Raw genomic sequence first — 12969 nt, 5'->3', positions numbered from 1 at the left:
CATGGTCAGCGTCATCATCGCAGCGCACAATGAGGAAGCGGTCATCGACCGGTGTCTCACCGCGCTTCTTGCGCAGGATGTGCCCGGGCGACTGGAGATCATCGTCAGCGCCAACGGATGCGCGGATCGCACCGCCGAGATCGCGGCCCGTCGCGGAGCGGTCGTCATCGATCGCTCCGAGCCCGGCAAGGCGGCGGCGCTCAACGCCGCCGAAGACGTCGCCGGGAGCTTTCCGCGCATCTACCTCGATGCCGATATCGTCGTCCCTCCCGGAGGTCTGACCGCGCTGTGCGAGTCGCTCGACGCGCCCGGCATCCTCGCTGCGGTTCCGGCTCGACGTATCGAGGTCGTAGGCCGCTCCTGGCCCGTGCGCGCCTACACGGCGATCAGTTCACGGCTCCCGGTCTTTCGGCGAGGGCTGTTCGGACGCGGCCTGATCGCGCTCTCCGAGGAGGGGCGAGATCGGTTCGCGGATTTCCCGACACTGGTTGCGGATGACCTCTTCCTCGACTCACTCTTCGACGATGCGGAGAAGCGCGAAGTCGCGGCGATCGAGGTCGTCGTCGAGGCTCCGATGCGCACCTCCGATCTTCTCGCCCGGCTGGTTCGCGTGCGCCGCGGCAACGCGCAGCTGCGGGCGGCGGCGGCGTCTGGGGAGGTCGCGATCACCGTCCGACCGTCGGATCGCTGGGCCTGGCTGCGCGACGTCGTGGTGCCGAATCCCTGGCTCGCGCCCGCTGCCGTGCCCTATGTCGTGATCACCGCGATCGCAGGGCGGCGCGGGCGACGTGGGCAGGCGGTCGGCTGGGGACACGACACGAGCACGCGAGCAAGACCTGAGGAGAACGTCACGTGACCACGCACATCTGCTTTCACGGCATCGGCGTCTGCGCCGATGAGCGGGAAAGCGGCGAAGCCCGGTACTGGATGGCGGAGGACACCTTCCTGCGCACGCTCGACGCCCTCGCGGACCGATCCGACGTCGAACTGAGCTTCGACGACGGCAATCGGTCCGACCTCGACATCGCTCTCCCGGCGCTCACGGATCGCGGGTTGCGTGCGACGTTCTTCGTGCTCGCGGGGCGCCTCGACGACCCCGCGAGCCTGAACGCGCGAGACCTGCGCTCGCTGGTCGCGGCGGGGATGTCCATCGGAAACCACGGGTGGACCCACACCCCGTGGCGCGCGCTCGACGACGCGGCGGCACGGCGCGAACTGTTCGACGCGCGCAATGCGATCCAGGAGGCGTCGGGCACGACCCCCACCGAGGCGGCGCTCCCTCTCGGCCGGTATGACCGGAACACCGTGCGCCGGGTCCGCGCCGCCGGGTACCGGGTGCTGTACACGAGCGACCGCTACCGGAGTCGGCCGGGAGCATGGATGCGTGCGCGCTACAGCGTCACCGAGCATGACACTGCCGAGTCGGTCAGCGCTCTCGTCACGCGCCGGAGCGGGGCGTCCGAGGCGCGGAACGCCGCCGCAAGCCTCGTCAAACGGTTGCGCTGATCCTCTCGCGGCGCCGACGACGCCGCGCCCGCCATCCGATGACGAGCAACGCGACCAACGCGCCGACGAGGGCGCCCAGACTGTTGGCGAGCACATCTCGCAGGCTCGGCTGCCGCGAGGGGATGACGATCTGCGCAAGTTCCACGCATGCCGACAAGGCGATCGCGAGCGGCACCGCCCACCAGCGCGGGTACAACAACACCGTCAGGAGGAACCCGAGCGGCGTGAAGAGCAGGATGTTGGCGACGAACTCGACCCAGCCGGAGCCGAACCCGTCCAGACCGAAAAGACGGCCCAGGACGTCGGCGATCGCCTGAACGATGTCGCCGTACGAGACAGGCGCCAGAAGGATGACCGCAGCGGCCACCCCGTACACCCCCAGTCCGATAGCGGCACTCCGTCGTCCCATCACGCCCCTCCCCAGGTGGCCGCATCGCAGACGGTGCCCCCGCCGACGCTGCTCCTGCAGGAGCATATCCGAACGGTCTGCATGTGAGTGTTCTCTCATTCGTTCCGAGGAGGCCCTACACTGCGGTCATACTTCCCTAGAACCTGATCGTCAGACCCGGTCCTCTCCCCGAAAACCCGCCGGGTCGCTTCCCACTTACGGAACGAGATGTCTGCCGAAGCCCCCACCCCTCGCGAACGCGTCCGCGTGCGCTCCCACCTGACGCGGAATCTCCGCGTCGCCGTCGCCGCACTCATCGCGGCCGGACTGTCCATCACAGGACTGGCCATCATCACCCCTGCCGTCGCCGCCCCCACGACGACCGGCATCTTCTCCGACCAACTCAAGCCCACCGTCGCCGTCGATCCCGATCGGGTTCCGGTCGAACTCGGCATCCGATTCAGCCCGGAGCGTTCGGGATCGGTCACCGCATTGCAGTACTACCAGGGCAGCGCCACGACGGATGTGACGTCCGCGACGCTGTGGTCCGCGGACGGTACCGTACTCGCACGCGCGTCGTTCCCCGCGGATCGCACCGTCGGGTGGCGGACGGTCGCCCTCGACAACCCCGTCAAACTCAGCGCAGGCAAGCGGTACGTCGCCTCATACCAGGCACCGGAGGGCGCCTATCCGGTGCGAGAGCAGGATCTGGTGCGCAGCAAGACCCAGAACGGCTTCCGCCTCGACTCGAGCGCCGGTGTGTACCGCTACGGCGCGACGAGCAGCGTCCCGCAGAGCACGTACCGCGGCTCGAACTATCTGGTCGACATCGTCTTCGCGGCATCCGGCGATGCGAAGCCGCTTCCGTCGTCCAGCCCGACCCCGTCGACCTCGCCCACGCCGAAGCCGACCGCGACCCCCACGCCGAAGCCGACCGCGACGCCCACGCCGACGCCGACACCGACGTCCACCCCGACACCGACGGCGACCCCCACGCCGACGCCGTCGGCGACGTCCGCTCCGGCGACCCCGGGATCGTGCGTGGGCGCGGCCAACACCCCCGGCGGACCGGACCCGTGGGGCGGATGCTGGCCAGGACCGCAGAACACCGGCTACCCGCAGGGCCTGCCCGGCGACTCCCGCAAGCCCGTCACCCTCACCACGTACACGGGCCCGACCACCATCCGCTCCTGCGGCGTCGTCATCGACTCGAAGATCGTGAACGAATCGATCATCATCGAAGCCGGCAACGGCACGACATCGAAGAGCACTCCATGCGTCACGATCCGCAACTCCCTCGTGAAGGGCGTCATCTTCGCGGAGAAGTCGAGCTACGGCCCCGTGCTCATCGAGGACACCGAAGTGGCCCCGCCGGACCTTCCGTGGTGGGAGAACATCGGTCGCAGCAACTTCTTCGCCTACCGCGTGAACTCGCACGGCGGTGAAGGCGTGATCAAGTGCGACACCAACTGCGAGGCCAAGGACAACTGGGTCCACGGGATGGAACTCGGCGGCGCGTACCACTACAACGCCTTCGGCGGGAACGGCACCGATGGCTTCCGCATCGAGCACAACTACGCCACCTGCGGTGATTGGTCGGCCTACTCCAGTCGCGTCGAGGATGCCGGCTGCTCGGCGGTGATCGGGTTCTACGGCGACTACGGGCCGATCCAGAACATCACCATCACGAAGAACTACCTGGCATCCACGTTCGATATGAGCGACGCCGGCAAGCACACCCAAGCCGGCTACTGCCTCAACCCCGGCTACTACCCCGGCAAGCCGTACCCGAACACGCGGAACCTCACGGTCACCGACAATGTGTTCGCCCGCGGCGGATCCGGCAAGTGCGGCGTCTACGGCCCGACCAACTCGTTGAACAAGGCCGGCGCGCCGAACGGCAACGTCTGGTCGAACAACCGATTCAGCGACGGCGCGGCGATCGGACGCCCCGAGGAGTGACGCCCGCTCCCCCACCCGGAACGGCCGGTCCGCGCAATGCGGGCCGGCCGTTCCGGTTCGACGCGGCGCCGTTCGATCCGGCAGCTCGATCCGGTGCCGGGCGGTGCTGCGTGCTCAGCGCGGAACGAACACCGATCCGAGGCCGAGCACCTCGGGCCGCGCCGAGGGAACGAGCAGCGCCTTCACCGCGGCCCGCGATTCGCGGCGCCCGAGGGCAGCGCGGCGCAGTTCGACGAACACGCTCGCCCACAGGTACATCCAGCCGCGCACGGGCCCGGTGAGGCGGCGGTAGATGCGGACGCGGTTCACGATCTTCAGCGTATGCGTGAAGTCGCTCTCGCCCGAACCGCCCCCGACGTGCACGGCTCCGGCATCGGGCGTGTAGCGCGTCGCCCATCCGCCCGCACGCGCGCGCAGGCTCAGATCCGTCTCTTCCGAGTAGAGGAAGAACGACTCGTCCATGCCCCCGAGCGCCGTGTAGCAGCCCGCATCGACGAGGAGGACAGCGCCGACCGCCCAATCGACGTCGTGCGCGCTCTCGTACTCGCGCGGGTCCTCGATGCGCTCGGTGAAGGCGGCGAGCCCCGTGAAGCTCAGGCCGCCCACCCGGCCGAGCGTCGGACGCCGGCGCAGCGACGGCGACAGCGATCCGTCGCTCTCCCGAACGCGCGGGGCGACGATCCCCACTCCGGGTTGCGCCAACACGCGCATCATCGTCTCGACCGAGTCCGGGTCGAGCGTGGCGTCGGGGTTGAGGATGAGGAATGCCCGCGCCTTGGGCGCGGCGGCGATGGCGCGGTTCATGCCCGCCGCGTACCCGACGTTCGTGGAGCGGATGACGACGCAGTCGGTGCGCTCGTCGAGGATCTCGAGAGTGCGGTCGGTGGAGCCGTTGTCCACCACGACGATCGCTCCCGAGAGCGCCCCGAGCGCGGGACCGACACTGTCCAGCAGCCCCGCGACGTGATCCTCGCTGTTGTATGTCACGACGACGGCAGCGACATCGATTTCCACTGGTCCAGCCTAGTGATCCCCCGTAGAATTCTGTGGTGTCCTCGACATCCGATCACAACGCCGGGAACGCCCGCCGCGCACCCGTTTCGATCGTGTGCGTCTACAACGACGAGGCCGTTCTGGACTCGTGCCTGCGCCAATCGGTGAGGGCCCAGAGCACGGATGCCCCCGAAACGGAGCTGATCGCGGTCGACAACCGTGAGGGTCGGTTCTCGACCGCCGGCGCGGCACTGAACCACGGCGCCCGGATCGCACGGAATCCGGTGGTCGTCTTCGTGCACCAGGATGTCGTGCTCCATTCGCTGCCGCGGCTCGAAGAGGTCGCCGCGGAGCTGCTGGATGCCACCGACATCGGCATCCTGGGCGCCTGCGGCATCGACGCCGACCGCAGCATCGTCGGCCGGATCCGCGACCGGATCGTGCCGATCGGTGAGCTCGCACCGACTCCGCGCGACGTGGACTCCCTCGACGAGGTCCTGTTGATGACGACGCGCGACCAGATCCTCCGCGAGCCGTTCGCCGAAGAGCCGCTCCTGGCGTGGCATGCCTACGGCGTCGAGTACGCGGCCCGGATGCGGCGCGCCGGGCTGCGAGCCGTCGCACGCGACATCCCGCTCACGCACAACAGCCTGAGCACGAACCTCGCCAAGCTCGACCTCGCGCATCGACACGTGGGAGACGCGTACCCCGAACTGCTTCCGCTGCACACGACCTGCGGCACGATCCGCCGCTCGGGGGCCACGGCCGACCGGCTCTCGGCGGGGCTCCGGCGCTACAACAGTGCGCGGCTGTGGTGGAACGAGTCGCGAGTCGCCCGGACGACGCGCCGGGCGAGCCCCGACAGCGCACAGGTGCTCGCGGACATTCGGATGCTGATCGACGACGCCCTCGAAACGGGTGGCAAGGCATCCCTGCACGTCATCGACCTCGACCCGGAGGCTGTCGCGACCTTCTCGCAGCACCTCGACCGGTTCGGCCGGCCGTTCCGTGTCACGGCGGCAGGTGCCGACGAGGCGCGCCGGATGATCGCCGAGCGTCAACCCGACGAGCTGATCTTCGTCGCGAGCCTCACCCCCGACGTCCTGGCCGCGTGGGGCCCGCTCGAGGACGAGCCCCATCTTCTCGGCAATTCTCACTCCACCGGCCAGTGGGCGCTGTTCGGGGTCACCGCCGCCGAACTCGCGTCCCTCTGGCCGTCGTGGCGCAACCAACCCGTCCCGGGCCTTGCCTGACGCCCGGCGCCGCGCCGCCGGCCCCGCCGCATCGGCGTGGGGCGTCGTGGTGTTCCTCACCGACTGTCTGCCTCCTCGCGTGCGCTACGGGTACGTGCATCGACTGACCGCTGCCGTGCTCCGCCGTCCGCTCCCGACCCTGCGCTCGGCCGACGACGCACCCGAACGACCATCGCCCGCGTCAGCCTCCCCTGCCGCGAGCGAGACCGACTCGGGAACGGATCGCGGTGCGCCGACGGTGTGTCTGCTCGCGGCGGACGGGCTCGACGTGGGCGGCATCGGAACCGTGATCGAGATGCTCGCACGCGGACTCGACCGGTACGAGGTCCGGCCCATCGTGCTCTGCCGCGGTGACGGCGAGCGCGCCGCCCGGCTTCGCTCCGCGGGGATCGACGTCGTCTCGGTCGGCGACGAGGCGGAGGCGTCCGCGGCGATCGCCCGCCTCAGCCCCGATGTGGCGCAGTCGCACAGTGCCTCGCCGTTCATCGAACGCGCACTCCTCGCGAGCGGGGTACCGCTCATTCCGGTGATGCACAACACCGAGATCCACTACACACCGGCGCGCTGGCGCGAGTTCAGCGCCCTCGCCGCCGGATCGGTGGCGGCCATTGCGGTGAGCGCCACCGTGCGCGACTTCCATCTGCAGCGCGCAGACATCCGCGTTCCGGTGACGGTGGTGCCGAACGGGGCTCCCACCGTGGCACGACCCACCGCACAGGAGCGGGCAGCCGCCCGCACCGCGCTCTCCCTCGCGATCGAGCACGACCTGGGGGACGCGATCGTGTTCGTGAGTCTCGCCCGCTACGACGCGCAGAAGAACTATGCGGGGCTCGTCGCGGCGATCGCCCCGGCGCTGGCGGACACGACGCCCCCCGTCCATCTGATCTGCGCGGGGGACGCGTCCGACCGCGTCGAGGTGCGCCGCACCGACGCGCTACGCCGCTCAGGTCCCGCCGCTGACCGCATCCATCTGCTCGGCAACTCGGATGCCCGCACGCTCCTGTCTGCGGCGGATGCCTTCGTCCTCGATTCCTTCTTCGAGGGGTGGCCCGTGGCGGCGACCGAGGCGATGGCGTTCGGGCACCCCGTGCTGCTCAGCGACGTCGGCGGGGCACGAGAACTCGTGGAACGGGATGCGGGGCGCTCGGTGCTGATCGCGAATGCGACCGGCGCGGCCGACGCCGTCAGCGACGGTCGCGTGCGGACCGCCCGCCGGCGCTCGCGTCGCCAGTCCAACGCCGCCGAGCTTCGCGAGGGTGTGCGTCGGATCGCCGCAACGGTCCTCCGCGAACGCTCCGGGGGCGCCGCCGCGACGGGTGCTGCCGATGACGAGCGTTCGGGAGTCAAGGCGATGCTCGCGGGGCACGCGGCTGTCATCCGCGCGGCCGCCGCGCATAACGCTCACCGGGAAAGAGGCTGAGCCCATGGCACGCGTCGAGACCTCGCCGATCACCGCAGATGACACCGGGCCCGCGGCCCGGTTCCTCCACACCGAGCTCAACTCCGCGGTCAGCGTCGCCCGCTGGCAGGCGCTGCTGCAGCCTTCGTGGCCGGACGCGGGGCCGAATCGGGGGTTCCAGCTCACCGTCGACGGCGAGGTCGTCGGGGTCTACGCCGCCGTCTACGCGCGCCGCGAGACCAGCACGGGCCCCCTCACCACATGCAACCTCGCGGCGTTCTGCGTGCGCGAGGAGTACCGCATGCACAGCCTCAAACTCGTGCGCGCCCTGCTCGCGCAGCCCGGACACGTGTTCACCGATTTCTCGCCGAGCGGCAACGTCATCGCGATGAACGAGCGCCTCGGCATGCGCACGCTCGACGGCACGACGCGACTCGTCGTGAACGCCCCTCGCCCGGCACCGCGAGGGGTGCGTCTCACGGAGGACCCGGCCGCTTTGGGCAGCGTGCTCCGCGACCGCGACGCCGAGGTCTACCGGGATCACGCGGATGCCTCGGCTGCGCGTCACCTGCTCGTGCAGCGCGGCAGCGACTACGCCTACCTGGTGTACCGCGCGACGTCCCGCAAGCGCCTGCGACTGTTCGCGGCACCCCTGTACGTCGGCGGGGACCGCGGGCTGCTGCGCGAGGCCTGGGGCGGCGTCCGGTCACGGATCCTGCTGCGACACCGTCTGCCGTTCACCCTCGCCGAGCGCCGGATCCTCGGCTTCACCGACGGACTGGGTCGCGCACTCGCCCACCCGCGCCCGAAGATGGTGCGCGGGGACGTGGTCGACGCCGACGTGGACTATCTCTACAGCGAGCTCGCACTGCTCGCCTGGTGACGCGCCGCGGGTAGCGCGCGGCGCGTCACCGCCTGTCAGACCGCGAGCTTCGCGTCGACGAAGTCGGTGAGCGTGCCGACGCTCTCGAACAGCTCGGCTCCGAACTCGTCGTCGTCGATCACGATGTCGAAACGGTCCTCGAGCGCGCCGACGAGCGCGACGACGCCGAAGGAGTCGAGTTCGGGGAGTGCGCCGAACAGCGCGGTCTCCTGAGTGAGCTCGTCGGGCTGCTGCGTGAGATCGAGCGCGTCGATGAGCACCTCGCGCACGGCGTTCAGAGTGTCGGTGGCCATGGGGTCTCCTGGTTCGGATCGGCGGTCAGACGAGCACCTCGGCGGGTGCCGGGTGTCCGAGGAAGGCGGTGGGGCTGGCGGTGAGTCCGTACGCGCCCTGCTGGAACACGACGATCAGGTCGTCGATGTCGGCGTCCGGCAGCGGCACGTCGTCGGCCAGCAGGTCGAGTGGCGTGCAGAGGCATCCGACGACCGTCACGACATCGTCGTCCTTCGCATCGGTCGCGCGATTGCCGACGACGACCGGGTAGTTGCGGCGGATCGCCTGGCCGAAGTTGCCCGACGCGGCCAGTTGGTGGTGCATGCCGCCGTCGACGACGACGAACGTCTTGCCGCGCGAGACCTTGCGATCGACGACCCGCGTGACGTAGACCCCGCACTCCCCCACGAGGAAGCGCCCCAGCTCGATGACGGGACTCGCCTCGGGGAATCGCGCGGCGATCGGCCCATCGACGAGTTCCGCCAGCCCTTCGGCGACAGCGCGCAGATCCAGCGGCTGGTCGCGGGCGGTGTAAGGGATGCCGAAACCGCCGCCGAGGTTCAGGTATCGCAGCGGTCCGGGCAGGTGCTCGGCGAGGTCCGTCACGAGGTCGACGGTGCGCCGCTGCGCCTCCGCGATGATGTCCGCCTGCAGATTCTGCGAACCCGCGAACACATGGAATCCGAGGATGTCGACCGCGTCGCCGGCGCGTGCGAGGACGTCCGGTACCTGTTCGGCATCGATGCCGAACTGCTGCGGCCCGCCGCCCATGCGCATACCCGAGCCCTTGACGGCGAAGTCGGGATTGACGCGCACCGCGGCGAGCGCGCGCACCCCGAGCTGCCCCGCCGCCGCGGTGACGCGCGCGAGCTCCGTCGCCGACTCGACCTCGACGATGATGCCGGCAGCGACGGCCTGCCGGATCTCCGCGGGGGTCTTCCCGGGTCCGGCGAAGCTGACCCGATCGGCACGGATGCCGGTGTCCAGCGCGTGCTGCATCTCGCCCGCCGAGGCGACGTCGATGCGGTCGACGCGACGCGCGAGGTGCTGCACGAGCGCGGGCATCGGATTCGCCTTCATGGCGTAGCTGAGCTCGACGCGCGCGGGCAGAAGACCGCGCAGTTCGTCGACCCGGGCGTCGAGCAGCGATCGGTCGTACGCGAAGAACGGCGTCTGCCCGACGCGCGCCGCCACGCGGCTCAGCGGTTGGCCGCCCAGGCGGAGCTCTCCGTCGATCGTGCCGAAGCGGGTCGCGTGTTCGTGCGGAGTCATGCGGATACCTCGCGGACGATGAGAGGGCGGTCGAACTTGCCGTTCGGGGATCGGGGCAGCTCCGAGCGGATCACCACGCGGGAAGGGAGCATGTAGGCGGGCAGGCGCGGTCGCAGCGCGGCGACGAGCGCCTGCTCCTCGAGGGCGTCGCCGGCCGCCGTGACGACCATCACGATGCGCTGGCCGAGGGCGGGGTCTTCCACCCCGACCGCCACGACGTCTCCGACGAGACCGGTCGCGTACGCGGCCTCTTCCAGCTCGGTCGGGCTCACCCGGTAGCCGGAGGTCTTGATCATGTCGTCGGCGCGACCGACGAACCGCAGGAAGCCGTCCTCGTCGGCCACGACCGTGTCGCCGGACCATACCGCCGCCTCGGGAGCCCGCCACGGCTGGTCGGGGCGCGCGATCGGGCGGAAGCGCTCGGCCGTGCGCGCCGCGTCGTTCCAATAGCCGAGGGCCACGAGGGCTCCCCGATGCACGAGCTCTCCCTCCTCGCCGGGCTCGCAGACGGTGCCGTCCGGGCGCAGGACGAGGATCTCGGCGTTCGGGATCGCCTTGCCGATGGAGTCCGGACGACGGTCGACCTCGGCCGGGTCGAGGTAGGTCGAGCGGAACGCCTCGGTGAGACCGTACATGAGGTAGGGCGCCGCGCCCGAGAAGGTCTCCCGCAGGCGGTCGAGCGTGCTGCGCGGCATCCGTCCACCGGTGTTGGCCCAGTACCGCAGGCGCGTCGCGACAGGTTCCGGCCATGGCACCGACATCAGCTGCAACCACAGCGGCGGCACGCACGTGAGCCCTGTCACCCCGTGCTTCTCGCACAGGCGCACGACGTCGCGCGGCAGCAGATAGTTCATGAGCACGCAGTGCGCGCCGACGGCGAATGCGGTCGTGACCTGGCTGAAGCCGGCGTCGAAGCTCAGCGGCAGCACGCTCAGGATGACGTCGTCGCTCGTGTTGTGCAGATAGGTGCTGACGCTCTCGGCCCCCACGATGAGATTGCGGTGGCTCAGCACGACGCCCTTCGGCCTGCCCGTGCTGCCGGAGGTGTAGAGGATGGCCGCGGGGTCGAGATCGATGGACGCCGGAGGTGGCAGTTCGACGGAAAGGGCAGGCTCTGCGCTTTCCGAGGCACCCTGCGGATGCCACGCCTGAACGGCGACGTGCTCAGCGTCGGGGAGAGTGGCGGCGCCGACGACGATCGCATCGGTGACAGCGGTCTCCTCCAGCACCCCCGCCAGCTGGGCGAGACGGTCGGCTGAGGTGACGAGCACACGTGCCCCGCTGTCGGCGAGGATGTGCCCCACCTGCGCGGGCTTGAGCACGTGGTTGATCGGCACGAACACGCCGTCGGCAGCGGACGTGCCGAAGATCGCCGCGACGGTCTCCAGCCGCTTCTCGAGGTAGATCGCGACTCGATCACCGCGGGTGACGCCGAGAGCGCGCAACTGCAGCGCCGTATCGCGAGTCTGCGCCCACAGCTCGCCGTAGCCCATGGTCCGATCGCCGGACGTGAGCGCCGGGTCGTTCGGATGCGTGAACGCTCGCTCGACGAGCAGGTCGTGGAGATGGATGCGCATCAGGTGTCCTCGGATCGGGCAGTGGCGAAGCGGAAAGCGGGGTCGCGCGCGGCGATGCTCGACGGACGGACGCCCTCGCCGGAGACGCTGTCCTCCGGCTCGGCGCGCGAGACCCGCCCCAGATCGCGCACGAGCAGGTCGTCCGACGCGGCGATCGTGCGGAGCGCGCCGCAGAGCCCGGCGAGGAAGAAGATGAGCCCCGCCGACATCGGGAACGACAGACCGTCGAAGAACAGCAGCAGCACGGCGGCGGTGAGCAGCGAGGCGGCGAGGGCGCGGCTCATCGCGCGGGTCTCCTCGTACGGCGAGTGACGGCTCGCCCAGAGTGCGCTGAAGATCCCCGAGAGCACCATCGCCGCCATGCAGGCGACGCCGAGTGCACCGAGCTCCACCGTGAGCAGCACCCACCCGTTGTCGAAGATGTAGTAGCGCGGCAGGAACGTGCCGAACCCCTGGCCGATCATCGGCGAGGATGCCAGGAAGTCGGGCACTCGGGCCAGGGCTGCCTGCCGTGACAACGTGCTCGGATCGTTGGAGGCACCCGCGAACAGGTTCACGAGCGTGCCGAACATCCCTGGGATGAGCGCGAAGACGACGCCGGCGATCATGACACCCCCGACAGCGACGAACCAGCGATAGGCGCGGGGAATCGCGGGCAGAGATGCGATGAGCGCCACGCCGAGACCGATGAGCGCAGACCGCGACACCGTCAGCAGCGACGCGAGCAGCAGGATGCCGACGCCCAGCCACCACCAGAGCGCACTGGCGGTGGCGGCGGCACTTCGGAACCCTCGGTTGACGGCGGCGGTGATCGCGAGCGGGAGTGCCGCGACGACCACCGTGCCGTACTCCAGAGGGTGAGTCGCGGTGGCGGACGGCCGGGTGAAGGCACCGCGGGTCGCGACGTCACCCGCGTCGGCACCGAGCCCGGGGATGAGGTTGATCCACCCGAGGAGCGACTGCCCGGTGAGGAACTGCGCAAGCCCCAACGCCGCGAAGAGCACACCTGCGAGGGCCAGTCTTCGAGCGAGACGGGCCGCGTCGGCGTGGGTGCGGATGCCGTCTATCGCGACGAGCAGAACCCCACCCCACGACGCCAACCGCACGAGCGCCGTCGCGGCGGGACTGATCTGGTCGGCGGGTTGGCCTCGCAAGAGCGCGGCGGCGAAACTCACCAGGGCGACGACCACGAGCGCCAGGAAGAAGATGCGCACGGGCTGCGCGACGCGCAGCAGCGGGGCCCCCCGCCGCTGCAGTGCGGCGAGAATCCACCAGAACAGCAGCACGAGCCCCCACAGCACGGAGGGCCGACCGAGCCCGCCGAGCGGACTGATCGTGAGGTAGGACGGCACAGCGAACAGCAGCACGAGGTACACCGTGAGCATCGTCGCGGCGCTCACGCCGCTCGATCTCTCGTGTATCCCCGTGGTCCCCACCGCAACCGGTGGCGCTTCGCTGTGCAG

Annotated in this window: 12 protein-coding genes; 6 read left to right on the top strand and 6 right to left on the bottom strand. The window is 70.1% G+C overall.

Annotated features, from left to right (window positions below; translation table 11 throughout):
- Position 1: 1 nt before the first annotated feature.
- Positions 2 to 856 (top strand): glycosyltransferase, encoded by an 855-nt coding sequence (locus ACPYN4_RS00420; RefSeq protein ID WP_239279878.1) that lies wholly within the window; start codon positions 2 to 4, stop codon positions 854 to 856.
- Positions 853 to 1506, top strand: coding sequence for a polysaccharide deacetylase family protein (locus ACPYN4_RS00415; protein WP_287269187.1), 654 nt, complete (start codon positions 853 to 855; stop codon positions 1504 to 1506). Before ACPYN4_RS00420 ends, ACPYN4_RS00415 begins: the two co-directional genes overlap by 4 nt.
- On the opposite strand, the gene ACPYN4_RS00410 is transcribed toward ACPYN4_RS00415, so the two are convergent.
- Positions 1490 to 1915, bottom strand: a complete 426-nt coding sequence (locus ACPYN4_RS00410; protein WP_424445333.1) for a VanZ family protein — start codon at positions 1913 to 1915, stop codon at positions 1490 to 1492. The genes ACPYN4_RS00415 and ACPYN4_RS00410 overlap by 17 nt on opposite strands.
- A 207-nt stretch (positions 1916 to 2122) precedes the next feature.
- On the opposite strand from ACPYN4_RS00410, the gene ACPYN4_RS00405 reads away from it, so the two are divergent.
- The gene (locus ACPYN4_RS00405) at positions 2123 to 3856 is read left to right on the top strand and encodes a DUF4082 domain-containing protein (protein WP_281653674.1); all 1734 of its coding nucleotides are present in this window, start codon (positions 2123 to 2125) and stop codon (positions 3854 to 3856) included.
- Between the two features lie 114 nt (positions 3857 to 3970).
- On the opposite strand, the gene ACPYN4_RS00400 is transcribed toward ACPYN4_RS00405, so the two are convergent.
- Positions 3971 to 4870 carry a glycosyltransferase gene (locus tag ACPYN4_RS00400; protein WP_239279882.1) on the bottom strand — a complete coding sequence of 300 codons (900 nt, stop codon included), beginning with the start codon at positions 4868 to 4870 and terminating at the stop codon, positions 3971 to 3973.
- Between the two features lie 35 nt (positions 4871 to 4905).
- Here ACPYN4_RS00400 and ACPYN4_RS00395 point away from each other — a divergent pair, with 35 nt between their 5' ends.
- The 3 genes from ACPYN4_RS00395 to ACPYN4_RS00385 are packed head-to-tail and all read left to right on the top strand — an operon-like array spanning position 4906 to position 8384.
- On the top strand, positions 4906 to 6102 hold the full coding sequence (locus ACPYN4_RS00395; RefSeq protein WP_239279883.1) for a glycosyltransferase: 1197 nt from the start codon (positions 4906 to 4908) through the stop codon (positions 6100 to 6102).
- The gene (locus ACPYN4_RS00390; RefSeq protein WP_239279884.1) at positions 6095 to 7522 is read left to right on the top strand and encodes a glycosyltransferase; all 1428 of its coding nucleotides are present in this window, start codon (positions 6095 to 6097) and stop codon (positions 7520 to 7522) included. Before ACPYN4_RS00395 ends, ACPYN4_RS00390 begins: the two co-directional genes overlap by 8 nt.
- A gap of 4 nt (positions 7523 to 7526) precedes the next feature.
- Positions 7527 to 8384, top strand: a complete 858-nt coding sequence (locus tag ACPYN4_RS00385; RefSeq protein ID WP_239279885.1) for a hypothetical protein — start codon at positions 7527 to 7529, stop codon at positions 8382 to 8384.
- Between the two features lie 35 nt (positions 8385 to 8419).
- Here ACPYN4_RS00385 and ACPYN4_RS00380 read toward each other — a convergent pair whose 3' ends face one another.
- Genes ACPYN4_RS00380 through ACPYN4_RS00365 form a run of 4 tightly spaced genes read right to left on the bottom strand, consistent with a single transcriptional unit; the run spans position 8420 to position 12906 of the window.
- Positions 8420 to 8677: an acyl carrier protein gene (locus tag ACPYN4_RS00380; protein WP_281653673.1), complete on the bottom strand. Its 258-nt coding sequence runs from the start codon at positions 8675 to 8677 to the stop codon at positions 8420 to 8422.
- Between the two features lie 25 nt (positions 8678 to 8702).
- Entirely contained in the window at positions 8703 to 9929 is a 1227-nt protein-coding gene (locus ACPYN4_RS00375) for a pyridoxal-dependent decarboxylase, exosortase A system-associated (protein WP_281653672.1), read from the bottom strand.
- Positions 9926 to 11506: an acyl-CoA ligase (AMP-forming), exosortase A system-associated gene (locus ACPYN4_RS00370; protein WP_287269180.1), complete on the bottom strand. Its 1581-nt coding sequence runs from the start codon at positions 11504 to 11506 to the stop codon at positions 9926 to 9928. The genes ACPYN4_RS00375 and ACPYN4_RS00370 overlap by 4 nt, the downstream gene beginning before the upstream one ends.
- Positions 11506 to 12906: an O-antigen ligase family protein gene (locus ACPYN4_RS00365; RefSeq protein ID WP_239279889.1), complete on the bottom strand. Its 1401-nt coding sequence runs from the start codon at positions 12904 to 12906 to the stop codon at positions 11506 to 11508. The genes ACPYN4_RS00370 and ACPYN4_RS00365 overlap by 1 nt, the downstream gene beginning before the upstream one ends.
- Between the last annotated feature and the right edge of the window lie 63 nt (positions 12907 to 12969).

Source organism: Microbacterium sp. CH-015 (assembly GCF_049707015.1).
In the GTDB taxonomy this organism is placed as follows: Bacteria; Actinomycetota; Actinomycetes; order Actinomycetales; family Microbacteriaceae; genus Microbacterium; species Microbacterium aurum.
This window is presented reverse-complemented; position numbering and strand designations above follow the sequence as displayed.